Annotated in this window: 10 protein-coding genes; 6 read left to right on the top strand and 4 right to left on the bottom strand. The window is 44.2% G+C overall.

Features of this window, described 5'->3' with window-relative positions; genetic code table 11:
* Positions 1-88 precede the first annotated feature (88 nt).
* From P9687_RS03450 to P9687_RS03460, 3 genes are all read left to right on the top strand, one after another.
* The gene (locus tag P9687_RS03450) at positions 89-1,303 is read left to right on the top strand and encodes a YecA family protein (protein WP_328228865.1); all 1,215 of its coding nucleotides are present in this window, start codon (positions 89-91) and stop codon (positions 1,301-1,303) included.
* A 282-nt stretch (positions 1,304-1,585) separates the two neighbouring features.
* Positions 1,586-2,830: a flagellin N-terminal helical domain-containing protein gene (locus tag P9687_RS03455; protein ID WP_017551640.1), complete on the top strand. Its 1,245-nt coding sequence runs from the start codon at positions 1,586-1,588 to the stop codon at positions 2,828-2,830.
* Between the two features lie 442 nt (positions 2,831-3,272).
* Positions 3,273-3,836, top strand: coding sequence for a glycerol-3-phosphate responsive antiterminator (locus tag P9687_RS03460; protein ID WP_017551641.1), 564 nt, complete (start codon positions 3,273-3,275; stop codon positions 3,834-3,836).
* A 40-nt stretch (positions 3,837-3,876) separates the two neighbouring features.
* Here the strand turns inward: P9687_RS03460 and P9687_RS03465 are convergent, their stop codons facing one another.
* From P9687_RS03465 to P9687_RS03480, 4 genes are all read right to left on the bottom strand, one after another.
* On the bottom strand, positions 3,877-4,575 hold the full coding sequence (locus P9687_RS03465; protein ID WP_017551642.1) for an MgtC/SapB family protein: 699 nt from the start codon (positions 4,573-4,575) through the stop codon (positions 3,877-3,879).
* Entirely contained in the window at positions 4,568-5,395 is an 828-nt protein-coding gene (locus P9687_RS03470; RefSeq protein ID WP_017551643.1) for an HAD-IIA family hydrolase, read from the bottom strand. Before P9687_RS03470 ends, P9687_RS03465 begins: the two co-directional genes overlap by 8 nt.
* 95 nt (positions 5,396-5,490) lie before the next feature.
* Positions 5,491-6,267 carry a sugar phosphate isomerase/epimerase family protein gene (locus P9687_RS03475; RefSeq protein WP_017551644.1) on the bottom strand — a complete coding sequence of 259 codons (777 nt, stop codon included), beginning with the start codon at positions 6,265-6,267 and terminating at the stop codon, positions 5,491-5,493.
* The gene (locus P9687_RS03480; protein ID WP_110134285.1) at positions 6,251-7,609 is read right to left on the bottom strand and encodes an MFS transporter; all 1,359 of its coding nucleotides are present in this window, start codon (positions 7,607-7,609) and stop codon (positions 6,251-6,253) included. Before P9687_RS03480 ends, P9687_RS03475 begins: the two co-directional genes overlap by 17 nt.
* Positions 7,610-8,045: 436 nt before the next feature.
* On the opposite strand from P9687_RS03480, the gene P9687_RS03485 reads away from it, so the two are divergent.
* The 3 genes from P9687_RS03485 to P9687_RS03495 all read left to right on the top strand — a co-directional run bounded on the left by P9687_RS03485 (position 8,046) and on the right by P9687_RS03495 (position 12,864).
* A complete protein-coding gene (locus P9687_RS03485; RefSeq protein ID WP_017551647.1) occupies positions 8,046-9,458 on the top strand; it encodes an amino acid permease in 1,413 nt (470 codons plus the stop codon).
* Between the two features lie 377 nt (positions 9,459-9,835).
* A complete protein-coding gene (locus tag P9687_RS03490) occupies positions 9,836-12,256 on the top strand; it encodes a Lon protease family protein (RefSeq protein ID WP_035182240.1) in 2,421 nt (806 codons plus the stop codon).
* 284 nt (positions 12,257-12,540) lie between these two features.
* Positions 12,541-12,864, top strand: coding sequence for a hypothetical protein (locus P9687_RS03495; protein ID WP_225620970.1), 324 nt, complete (start codon positions 12,541-12,543; stop codon positions 12,862-12,864).
* Positions 12,865-12,963: the final 99 nt, after the last annotated feature.

A 12,963-nucleotide genomic window follows, 5' to 3' on the forward strand; every position in this document is an offset into this window, starting at 1 on the left:
CACCACTTTTAAATTCTTAACGCGGTGCCAGTCCTTTTTCACTTGGTGTTTGATCCCGGGATCGATTTATAATACAGTTATGATAGAGGTGACGACTTTGAAACATAATCGTACGGATGAACAAATATTATTGCAAGCATTAGAAACCATTCATGATGAGACGGAAAAAATGAGGGAGAAGGAAGCAAAAAAAATTTGGTCTGAGATTTCCCTTCCTTTCTCATTGCATGCCGGGCTTTTGCGATATACAAAAGATGAGTTACACGAAATCAGAAAACGGTTGAACATCCGCAATGCAAGCAGCTTAAAAAAAGCGGATTTAACGGCTGTACTAGAAGAACATATTCCGATACTCATGAAAATCATTCTCTGCCAATTAGATGAGCATTTATTTCGCTTGATTCAAAACATGATCCACAATGGGGGCTTTATATTTGCTCCTGCCATGGAAACCTATCAAATCAAGTTTTTACAATCACTTGGGTTTATCTTCACGGGGACGTACAAGGGAGAAAAAGTACTCGCTCTGCCGGCAGATTTAATCGAGCCGCTGTCTTCACTAGAAGGTGACATGAAAGTGAGATCCATTCTAAAAAGGAACACCGAATGGATTCGCCTCACACAAGGCATGCTGTATTATTATGGTGTGTTGAATTCCCAAACCATGCTGGAAAAAATCGAACAATATACAAAAAAGCCGGTTCGTCCAATCGAGTTTTTCAACGTGATGAGGCAGGCTGACGATTTTTATAAAGTGGTTTGCTTGGAATATCAGGGCCTGATACATCAACGTGTATTTGATCCTTTTAAAATTAAAGAAGAGCAGGACAGCAGAAAAGACCTGGATTACTATCCTTTTACGAAAGCACAGTTACTCCAAGCAGGCGCACCTGACTATGTTCCGGAAAATAAAATCACCAAATCATTCAGGCGCTTCCTTCTTGACAATTATCGGATTACCCGTAAAGAAACCGACCAAATCATCATGGAATGTATCTTTGCCATCAAAGTGGGCGAATCAACAAACAATCTTCTTGAATTCATGCAAACCCAGGTTGAAATCGCCGACTTCAAAACTGCAGAAGCGATGATGAACATTTTAATTCAATTAAATAATCATACAAGACAATGGATTTTAAAGGGCTATATGCCAAGCGAAATATTTAAGGAGGAAAAAGAGGCGCTGCATCCCCTCCCGTTGAAAAAAGAAAACAACAAACCTGTAACAACCAGAAAAATCGGCCGAAACGATCCATGTCCCTGTGGCAGTGGGAAGAAATATAAGAAGTGCTGTGGGAGGTAGGGTATAACCAGTAACAGGCACCAAAACAGTAAAAGAAATTTTGCTGTTTTGGTGCCTGTTACTGCAAACACCGGATAACCACAATACATCAGCTCTCCCCCCAGTCCCCCCACACCACCTCCACAGGAAAGAAAAGAAAAAAATTCAGCAAAACTATTAAATCAAAAGTCCTGCTATCCGATATATAAAGTGAGCGGGGGAACAGGGCGGCCGACCTCGAACCCCGTTGATAAATTTCGCCCACAAGGATGTGGGTGCACAACATTCAAGGAGGAAAAACAGATGATTATCAATCACAACATTGCAGCGTTAAACACGTTGAACCACTTAAATGCTGCGACAAACGCACAATCGAAAGCAATGCAAAAACTGTCTTCGGGGCTTCGTATCAACGGTGCTGCTGATGATGCAGCAGGCCTTGCCATTTCCGAAAAAATGCGTTCGCAAATTCGTGGCCTCGACCAGGCAACAAAAAATTCGCAGGATGCCACTTCCTTGCTCCAAACGGCTGAAGGCGCACTGAATGAAACGCATGATATTTTACAACGTATGCGGGAATTAGCGGTACAATCATCTAACGATACAAATACGGATGATGACCGGCAAAACATTCAAAGTGAAATGTCACAGTTGGAAAGCGAAATTGACCGGATTGGCAATACAACCCAGTTTAACACAAAAAATCTGTTAGACGGTTCAATGGGTAAAGCTGTTACGACTGCTGTGGCAAATGAAAATACAAGCGGCATTTTTAAGGATAAAGGAAATGGGAATGCGGCTGCAACAACAGATACTTTGCTTACCGATCTTACAGATAAGGACGGCAATTCACTAGGCATTACGGCTGGGGACAAAGTCACTGTCACTTATGTCAAAAATGGAACGACAACAACAAATAGTGTAACTGTGGCAGCTGATACTAAATTATCGGATATTGGAACGAATTTAGGGGGAACACTTACTGCTAACACAGACGGCTCTCTGAAATTAGCAGCTGCTGCAGCAGGAACGGCTGATGCGATTGAAGGCATCACGATTACCGTCCAAGACCAAAATGGGAATGTCAGAACAGCTGCAACCAACGCCCTTTCTTCTTTTAAAGAAACGCAAGCAGCAGCAGATGTCCGTTCCGACGGTTCTGCAACTTTCTTAATTGGGGCAAACGGAGGACAAAATTTACAAGTAGACATCAATGATATGCGTGCCCAAGCCTTAGGTGTCAGCGGATTGCAAGTGTCGACGCAGACACAGGCAAATGCAGCGATTAAAGTCATTGACAATGCTATTCAAAAAGTATCGGCTGAAAGAGGCAAACTTGGTGCTTTTGAAAACCGTTTAGACCATACAGTTAACAACCTGACAACTTCGTCAGAAAACCTGACTTCTGCTGAATCGCGTATTCGTGACGTTGACATGGCGAAAGAAATGTCTGAACAAACAAAGCAATCGATCCTTGCCCAGGCTGCTCAAGCTATGCTGGCTCAAGCCAATCAACAACCACAGCAAGTATTGCAATTGTTGCGTTAATTTTATATTTCACAAAGGAGGCCTTTTCCGGGGTCTCCTTTATATTTTTGTGTATATTTGATTCCCTTCATGATACTTCTTGATAAGCGTATGGCGTTTTTCCGGCATCTGCTGGATTGAAGTGAAAAAACCTGTTTACACCGGTAAAGATCTCACGTATAAAAGATAAGTACAGTCCAGAAGAAAAAATAGAAATAAGAGGAAAGCATTGGGGCAAATATGCTTTCCTTTTTTTAATGGCTACGGGAAAAAGACACTTTGCCATTTGCTAAAATAACGAATGGAAATCACCCCAAATCGTTAAACCATGAACACAATCGGGGTAAGAAGTATTTGCCAATTCTTTCTATTGACGGCTGAAGGAGAGTTTTTTATGAAGGAATTCCAGCAAGGTTAAAGGAATAAGTACATATAGCATGGTTATAAAAAGGGGGTAATTATTTTGAATATTGTTGATCTTGTTCAATCGCAGGTCATTGCTTCAGTGAAGAAAGAAGAAGATATTGAAAAAGCAGCTTTGAGCCGTGCTAATATTGTATTTCTCTTAACAGGGGATTTGCTGAATACGTCAGATTATCTCGAACAGTTAAGAAAGGCCGGAAAGCATATTTTTATACATATGGACTTTATTGAAGGGTTATCCAATGCAAGGAGTGCTGTCAAATTTGTCGCTCAAAAATGGAAGCCAACCGGAATTATCACCACCAAACATTCTTTAATTAAATATGCAAAAGATGAAAAACTAATGACCATTCAGCGCATCTTTCTCATTGATAAATCCGCTGTCCAGAAGGGAATTGACACGAGTAAAACCTGTAGTCCTGATGCCATTGAAGTACTTCCCGGTCTGATGCCAAACATTATCGACCAGCTGACAAGAAAGGTAAAATTTCCAATTATTGCCGGTGGTTTAATTGAATCAAAAGAGGATATTTTGCAAGGATTAGAGGCAGGTGCACTGGCGATTTCAACAGGGGATCCTTCACTTTGGAATTTTGATATTTAATTTGATAAAAAAGAAACGGCCTTTTGTGCCGTTTCTTTTTTTATCCGCTGATTTCCGACCGCTTGATTTCATTCATTTGAATGATTTCACTATAAATATAAGCAATGCTCGTTTTTTCTCTGACTTTTATTTTTAACTCAAGCTGGTATGCTGCATGTTCCAGATCTTTAATATGGGTTTGGATGATTTTCATATCTTGTTTTTCTAAGGAGCGAATGACTTTTTGGATATCACGGCTGTCCTGTAAGATAAGATTGAGAGAAATCTCTTTTGCGTACAGCTTTTCAAAACCAATTTTTTTCATCAATCCCGGAATGATCTCCACGCTAATGATGAGCAGTACGCCCCCTGCAATTGCTTCCATATAAAAGCCTGAACCGGTGGCAATTCCAATACCGGCTGCCCCCCAAACCATGGCAGCCGTTGTTAAACCGGAAATGGTATCATCTTCTTTCCGTAATATTACGCCCGCCCCAAGAAATCCGATTCCGGAAACAATCTGGGCAGCGAGCCTTAAAGGATCCATTTGAATACGGACAAAATCGGATTGCGGAAACGAATAAGCAGACTGGATGGAAACAATTGTCAATAAACAGCTGACAATTGAAATCACAAGACTTGTTTTTAATCCGAGTGGTTTTCTTTTTATTTCCCGTTCAAGCCCGATTGCCAATCCAAGTATGGAAGACATGACGAGTTTTAGGAGCATTTCGCTGTCAAACTGAAAAAATTCAATCATGCAAAGCACCTCGTCTTTCTGCTTTACAGTCCGTAATCTCGGACATTTGCATAATTTCTTTTACACTTTCAAGAATGTACTCCGGTTGTATCCCTGTTGTTTTGATCGTTTGTTGCGTGCTGATCCCTGTTAAAACCAAAATGGTATGTAAGCCATACACATTTCCCATATGAATGTCAGTTTCGAGGCGGTCACCGACAATATAGCATTGTTCCGGCTTCAGCTTTAATATATGGTTGACAATAAGATCTGTAGCAAACCTCGAGGGCTTTCCCATAATATGGTCAATCTTGATGCCGCTCACGCCTTCAAATGCTCCAATTAATGCACCACAATCCGGAACCGGTCCTTCTGCAGTAGGGCATGTACGGTCAGGATTGGTGGCAATGATCAAAGCATGATTGTTTCGCCATGCCATATATGCCTGCTTCAGTTTTTCATAAGTAAACTGGCGATCCCACCCCAGCACAATATAGTTTGCGAGATTAGCATCTTCTGTAATTAAAATTCCTTCTTTTTCTAATTCATCATACAAAGCTTTTTCTCCGATCACATAGGCAAGCTCTGATGGATTCATTTTTTGCTTTAAAAATCTTGCAGTCACATAGTTTGAATTGATAATGTCTTCAAGTGAGGTACGGATCCCCAAATGGTTCAATTTTTTTACGTAATCAGTTCTGGTGGCAATAGATTTATTGGTAAAAAAAACAACATGGTGTCCCCGATTCTGCAAGAAGTCAATCGTTTCCGCACTCCCTTTTATTAATTGATTGTCGAGATAAATGGTTCCGTCCAAATCAAAAATAAATCCCTTTTTCAATTGCTTTCCCTCCCAGTAAAAGAAAAATCCCCCAGTTTAATAAACCTTGAAAAAGGTTTACTACCAGCTGGGGGTTTCTAAAGTCTCTGCCCGTGTTATTTTTGCTTTTCTCTAAACTTTGCCATATTATCTGCTATATTTTTTAGAGTATATTGATAAGGATTAATTTCGAATACAACCGGCCCTGTAAACTGATACTTTGTCAAAATATCAATCAGTTTTTCTGTATAATGGTTCCCTTCCCCCGGCAGCAAATGCAAATCCGCTTTTCCGTCATTTTCTGATACATGTATCTCTCCCAACAATTCACCAAGCTGTTTTACAGTCTCTTCCAGTTCATTTCCCATGATCGCCAGGTGTCCCGTGTCCAGGCATGCCTTCAAATTACAGGCTTGAAGCAGGCCGGTCCATTCTTCTAAGCTAGAAGCAACATGGTGGCAGTAATTTAACCGGTCAGGGATTAGATTTTCAAGCAACAACACGATCCCCCGCTTTTGTGCCGCTTCATTTAATTTCATGAGCCGGCTTTGAACACGACACAGCGTTTCATCACGTTCTTCAGAGGACCAGGCATAGCCACCGTGCAAAACGGCATGGCTGCCTCCGTATCCCGCTAAAATATCCATCCATTCATTTAATACATGAAACGCCCTTTCATAGATAATCGTGTCCGGCGTGGCAATGTTCAAATCATGGAATGGAAGATGAATGCTCGTTCTTAAGCCAGTTTGCCGGGCATATTCAAAGGTTTCTTTTGCCCGTAAATGCTCTGCCCAAATTTCAACGCCGTCAAAGCCGGCCTTTTGAAGTATTTTAAAATCATCCAGCGTGCTCTCCTGCCCGATTGACCATATACTAAGCCAAGTTTCCATTTTTACCTCCTGCTTCAGCATTTTTTTCATCAAATTCCTGATTAATAAGTTCGAGGTTTTTCCCTTTTGTTTCCGGTGCTAAAATAGCCGAGATAAGAAGTCCCAGCAATCCGGCGGCGGCAAAAAACCAGAGGGCTTTGCTGTTACCCCATGCCACAACAAGGTTTGGGAATACCAAAATGCCCATGATTGAACCAATCCGGCTGACGGCAGTTGCCAATCCGGAAGCGCTTGCACGAATGCCGGTTGGAAATAACTCAGTTGGATATACAAAATTAAGAATGCCGCCACCCATGTTGGCAAATAGTACGGCAAAACTGAATAAGATGACAAGAAAAGCCATTGTCGGAGAAGGGTTCAGTGCTAAAATGATTAATGCAATGGATAAGCCGGTAAAAGAAGTAATGATCAACGGCCTTCTGCCAATTCTTTCAACCAAATTCATCCCGATAATTGCTCCGATTAAGCCCAACAAACTAACCGTTCCGGAACCAATATATACCATCATTTGCGATCCGTGAGTAAATGGTTTTAGAATGGTCGGTGTATACATGGAAATTCCGTAATAGGCAACGGCATAGCAAAACCAGAATCCGCAAACAAAGAAAGTGCGACGGAAAAGTCCTTTCGTGAAAAGGCTGCTAATCTTTTGTTTTGGCTTCATATTTGGCTGAATTTTGACTTTCTGTCCGGTAATTTTCAGCATAATTTCTTCTGCTTCTTTTTCACGCCCCCTTGCAGTAAGCCATCGTGGTGATTCCGGAAGCGTTACACGGAAAAAGAAGACAATGAGAGCAAAAATGGCGCCAGTAAGTAACATGTAACGCCACGCATTTTCGCCGAGCGGGACAAGCAGTATGCCAACCAGATAGGCAACAACCGCTCCGACAAACCACATGGCGCCGAGTGATGTACTGTGCCTTCCCCGGCTTTGCGTCGCACTGAATTCGGATACAAGCGTAGCGGAAATCGGATAGTCTGCCCCGATCCCTATGCCAAGTAAAAATCTGAAGAGGGCCAGTTGCCAAGGTGCCAGGGCAAACGCCGTAAGTGTCGCAAAAACGACAAATGCCAACAAATCAACCACGTACATGGCTTTCCGTCCATACTTATCTGTTAAATTCCCCAGCCAGATTGCTCCGATAAAAGAGCCAATGACAGCTGAGGAAGTAATCAGTCCCTGCATGCCCGGCCCGAATTCCCAGTGATCAAGGATCAGCGGCATGGCAACAGCAATTACCGTTAAATCAAAGCCATCCAAAAAAGTACCGCCGGCAGACAAAAGTGTGACTTTCCTTTGGAAGCGCTTTAACTGTGGCGAGTCTAAATGCTCAAAACTCATTTTTCTCTCCCTTTCTTTTCCGTATAATCCTGCCGAAAAATAAAAGCCATAGCCAAAAAAACATTTGTCATGTTTTTGGCTATGGCTTCTCATCGTCTCCAGCCATAGAGATTATACGTTTTTTGTTGTTAAATTATTTATACAAGATTTAGGCTAGGCTGTCAATACAAAAAAACAAAATTTTTTATCAGTTCAGATTTTACTCCTCCTTCTTTTCCTTCCTGTCCATTGTCCCGTCCGTCAGTGTTTTGTCAGCCAGCTTCTTCGTTTTCTTCTTTTCATTTTCTTCTTCGTTCTTCAACTGTTTATCGGACATGGTTTCACTTCCTTTTTGTCGTTAGTATACCCCGAGGATCGGAAGCTGAAACATCCGCCGGTTTTGTTTAAACGGTTGGGCAAAGGGTATGCAGACAAAAAAGCGAATGGAGTTGGAAGGATGGAGAATGACAGAAAACAGGGCAATCATTTAAGCCGGTCGCTGAAAAACCGGCATATTCAGTTTTTGGCATTAGGGGGCGTCATCGGCGTCGGTCTGTTTTACGGCGCTTCGCAGGCAGTGAAAATGGCGGGACCGGGCGTTTTGGCGGCGTATATTGCGGCCGGCCTGGTTGTCGCCATTGTCATGCGGGCGCTCGGGGAAATGACGGTTGAAAAACCGGTGGCCGGATCATTCAGCAAGTATGCGCATGATTTGTTCGGCGAGCGGATGGGCTTTGTTTCAGGCGGCATGTGGTGGTTTTTATGGGTGGCGACTGTGATGTCGGAGCTTGCCGCGATCGGAAAGCTGGTCCAGTTCTGGTTTCCGCATTTTCCGGCCTGGATTCCAGGATTTTTGGCACTCATTTTATTCACAGTTTCTAATTTACTGGCTGTAAAAATTTTTGGCGAGATTGAGTTTGTGTTTGCGATTTTAAAAGTCTTTGCGATTCTCGCCTTTATGGTTTTCGGCGCGCTGATGATTTTTACCGGTTTATTTAATGGTGGAAAAATCGTTGGCTTTTCGAATCTTTGGGCGCACGGCGGGTTTTTCCCGGCCGGGTGGTTCGGCGTTTTCCAGGCGGTTGCGATTGTGATTCAGGGATACGCCGGCATTGAAACGCTCGCCGTGGAAGCAGGCGAATCGGACAACCCGCGCCAGTCGATGCCGAAAGCATTCAGAAGTGTTACATACCGGATTTCCTTTTTCTATATCGGATCCATTTTGATCATGTTGTGCGCGTATCCGTGGACGCAACTTGCGGGGCATGACGGCAGCCCGTATGTTCTTCTTTTCTCGCAAGTCGGCATTCCGGTTGCGGCGGCGCTGATGAACCTGATCATTATTTTCTCCGGGCTCTCATCGTGCAATACCGGCGTTTACGGCGGCAGCCGGCAACTTTACAGTATGGCGAATGAAGGATTGCTCCCGCGTTCCCTCAACAGACTCAACAAACAGCGGATTCCGTACGCCGGCGTGTTTGCAACTGCTGTGGCCATGTCGGTTGGAACCATCATGACGTATCTTGCGCCGGATACTGTCTATGTTTGGATCACAAGCGCTTCCGCCTTTTCGGCTATTTTTATCTGGGCACTGATCCTCGTGCTGGAACTTGTGAACCGGGCCGCATCCAAAGACAAAGGCGCAAGTTTTCATTACAAAATGCCGTTCTGGCCGGTTTTGCCAATTGCCGGGCTGGCCATGCTTCTTTTGGCTTTTATCGCGATTGCCATTTCACCGTTAACCCGCATATCCGTTTTCGCCGGTGTTCTCTGGCTCGTCTTTCTGCTTGTATACTACCAAATCGTAGTCGCCCCGAAAGTGCGCGCGGAGAACACGCCACTCAGGAAAACGCCTGTAAAAGATTACTAAGCTCTGAAGTGAACTGCTCCGGATCGAACCGGAGCAGTTTTTCGTGTTTCGATATTTGGTCCTGGAAGATTGCGGCTGCTCTGCGTTTTTCCTGCCGCGAAATGCCCGGGTTCTTCGCAATGTTTGCGCGTTTTCCCTCTGCAAATTTTCGCTCTGGATGTGCTGCCATAGAATGCCAAAAAATCTTTTTCAGGATGTTCCTGCTTTGGGAAAAAACAGATTTTTCCTGTCACCTGGTGAAATGCCGGAGAAAAATGAACACAACAGATTCCGTTTTAAAAATGTTCACTTTTTGACATGCCGCCATTTTGCAGGAATTCCGAAAAAAATGTCGAAATGCTACAGGAAGAGCATTGCCTATATTGGGAGGGATTGCAATGAATCAGGAAGAATATGAAACAGTTTTATCCGTACACCGTGTGCCTGTCTCATCCTTACGTTCGGAATGCAACCCGGACGAGTTTCCGTTTGAAACGACAGATGAGTTGGAAACGCTGCCGAATGAAATGATCGGGCAACAGCGGGCGGAACAGGCGATGGATTTCGGTTTGTCTGTCGAGCAGTCCGGTTACAATTTATTCGTCGTCGGGCCGTCCGGGACGGGGAGAATGACGTATACGCAACACAGTGTCGAAAAGCTCGCATCCGAACAGCCTGTGCCGGATGACTGGTGTTATGTCAACAATTTTGAAAATCCGGACCGGCCGCTTGTCATCAATTTGCCGGCTGGAAGCGGTCTCCGTTTTCAACGCAAGATGGAAACCCTTTTGATTGATATTGAACGGGAACTCCGCGCCACTTTTTCAAATGAAGAAACGGAAAAGAAGAAGCGGAATATCATTGACGCGTCGCAAAGCCAGGTTGAGGCACTTTGGAAAGAAACGGAAACGTTCGCGTCCGGGCTGAATTTTAAATTGGAACGGACCCCGGCCGGCATTCAAACCCTTCCGCTTTTTTTCGGCCGGCCGATGGAAAAAGAAGAATACGAACGGCTTTCCGATGCTAACAAAGAAAAATTGAAAGAACGGGAAAAACAGCTTGAGGAAAAAATCAATGAAACGGTGTACCAGATCCGGAAAATTGAAGAACAGCTCCGGAAAAATCTCGATCGTTTTCATAAAGAGACGGCTGCTTTTACAATTGAAGGCCTGTTCCAGCCGCTAAAAGAAGCTTACCGTGATTTTCCAAAAGTTCTCCGCTATCTTGAAGAATACAACCATGATGTTGTCGAGCATTTTTCGCTGTTTTTAACCGACCAGGAAGAAGGAAATGCCGTCGTTCAGGCGTTAACCGGCAGCAAAGAACAGCAGCTCCAACGCTATGCCGTCAATCTCCTTGTCAGCCATAAAAACGGACAGGGTGCGCCTGTCATCTATGAAACGAACCCGACGTACCAAAACTTATTCGGAAAAATCGAGTACCGCGGCGCGTTCGGCAGCTGGACAACCAATTTTACGCTCGTCAAACCGGGCGCAATCCATCTGGCAAACGGGGGCTATTTGATTTTGCAGGCTGCTGAACTGCTTTCACAGCCGTATGCATGGACCCTTTTAAAACGCGCGCTACAAACGGGGAAAATCCAGATTGAAGACCCGTTTGCCGAAAGGGGCGCTTTCCCGACGAGCGGCCTTAAGCCTGAGCCCGTCCCGCTCAATATCAAAGTGATCATCATCGGGTCTTACTATTTATACGATTTGTTATCAAGGGTGGATGAAGATTTCCATAAGCTGTTTAAAGTGAAAGTCGAGTTTGACACGGTGATGAAGCGGGATGCGGAAAACCGCAGGAAAATGGCTTATTTTATCAAAAGCTATGCGGATCGGAAAAATCTTCTCCCGTTCCACCGGCGTGCTGTTGCGAAAATCATTGACCACAGTGCGCGCCTTGCCGAGGAACAGGAAAAGCTGACAGCGCGTTTCCAGGACCTGACAAAAATCCTCGTCGAATCGGGTTACTGGGCGAAAAAAGAAGGGAGCCCCTTTGTAGACAGCCATCATATCCGCAAAGCGTTGGAAGAGCAGGCAAACCGGACGAACCATATTTCCGAGCAATACCGTGAAATGATCCATAACGGGACGATTATGGTGGATACGGACGGTGAACGGGTGGGCCAAATTAACGGCCTGGCTGTGATGGGGACAAGGGATGCAACATTCGGCATTCCGACAAAAATTACGGCGCAAACGTTTGTCGGGAAAAGCGGCATTATGAACATTGAACGGGAAACCTCTTTAAGCGGACAGATTCATAACAAAGGGCTGCTCATTTTAACCGGATTTTTATCCGGCATGTTTGCAAAAAACAAGCCGATCCCGCTTTCGGCAAGCATCACATTTGAACAGACGTATTCGCTTATTGATGGGGACAGCGCTTCCAGTACCGAATTGTATGTGCTTCTTTCATCGCTTGCCGGAGTACCGATCAAACAGGGCATTGCCGTTACCGGTTCAGTGAACCAGTGGGGCGAGATTCAACCGATCGGCGGTGTAAATGAAAAAATAGAAGGCTTTTTCGCCATTTGCAAAGATCGCGGGCTGACAGGGCGCCAGGGCGTCATTATTCCGCAGCAAAATATTTGCAATTTGATGCTGCATGATGAAGTCGTGGATGCCGTAAAAACCGGCCAATTCCACATATGGGCTGTTCGCCATATTTCGGAAGGGATTGAAATTTTAACCGGCGAAAGCGCGGGAGCAGAACGCACTTCAGGAGACCGCTTCCCGGACGGCACCATTTTTGCAAAAGTGGAAGCCCGTTTTCAAAAAATGTATGAATCTGTAAAAGAAACGAAACAATAATGTAATCTGGCGGGCAAAGAGAGCCCGCCTTTATTATAATTTTTCGGCAAGAACTAGTCTGAAAGTATCATTTCCGTTTTACGCTCTATAATGCTTCCTTCCTTTGCGGTTATAATAATAAAACAGGCAAATGTGAAAAATTTTCATCATCCCGTTTTTAATCGTTTCAAATCCGTATTGCATAAAGGGGGAAGGGGGGGGCGCTGCTGTGGCAATGCAAAAAAAGATACAGAGCGTGCAGCCCGGCATCTGCATAGTCGTGTAGAAAGGATTTGAGTTTGAAATTGAGCAAAACATCAAGTGAAGATTTAAAAAAAATTCCGTTGAGTGAGAATCAAATCAGAGGAATTCTCCACTCTTTCATGCATTCGTTTGAATCGATTGAAGTGCAGACAAGCAAAGACAGGCACCGGGAATTGACAATCGAGCAAGCAATCGATTTGCTTGTCCGCAATATGAGCAGGGAAAGTATACTCGATTTTATCCAACAGCTTAACATCATCCGCGAGCGCCGTTCGAGCGTGCTGGCTTATGTGAAATACATTTTAACCGCATTAGTCGCACGCCTCGAACAAAGCGGAAAAAGGGATATCAATCGTTATCATTGAATTGAGATGGATGCCTTTTCCCCGTCTCTGGTAACTGCTGTAACGTAACCGTTATCGTGGCAGGGAAGATCCATTTTTTGAATGTGCAAAGGAAGCTTT

The organism is Weizmannia sp. CD-2023, from assembly GCF_036225245.1.
Classification (GTDB): domain Bacteria; phylum Bacillota; class Bacilli; order Bacillales; family Bacillaceae_C; genus Weizmannia; species Weizmannia faecalis.

Excerpts from the sequence above, each read along its gene's own strand:
- P9687_RS03455 (WP_017551640.1), top strand. The coding sequence starts at position 1,586 with ATGATTATCAATCACAACATTGCAGCGTTAAACACGTTGAACCACTTA.
- P9687_RS03465 (WP_017551642.1), bottom strand. The coding sequence starts at position 4,575 with ATGATTGAATTTTTTCAGTTTGACAGCGAAATGCTCCTAAAACTCGTC.
- P9687_RS03475 (WP_017551644.1), bottom strand. The coding sequence starts at position 6,267 with ATGGAAACTTGGCTTAGTATATGGTCAATCGGGCAGGAGAGCACGCTG.
- P9687_RS03480 (WP_110134285.1), bottom strand. The coding sequence starts at position 7,609 with ATGAGTTTTGAGCATTTAGACTCGCCACAGTTAAAGCGCTTCCAAAGG.
- P9687_RS03485 (WP_017551647.1), top strand. The coding sequence starts at position 8,046 with ATGGAGAATGACAGAAAACAGGGCAATCATTTAAGCCGGTCGCTGAAA.
- P9687_RS03490 (WP_035182240.1), top strand. The coding sequence starts at position 9,836 with ATGAATCAGGAAGAATATGAAACAGTTTTATCCGTACACCGTGTGCCT.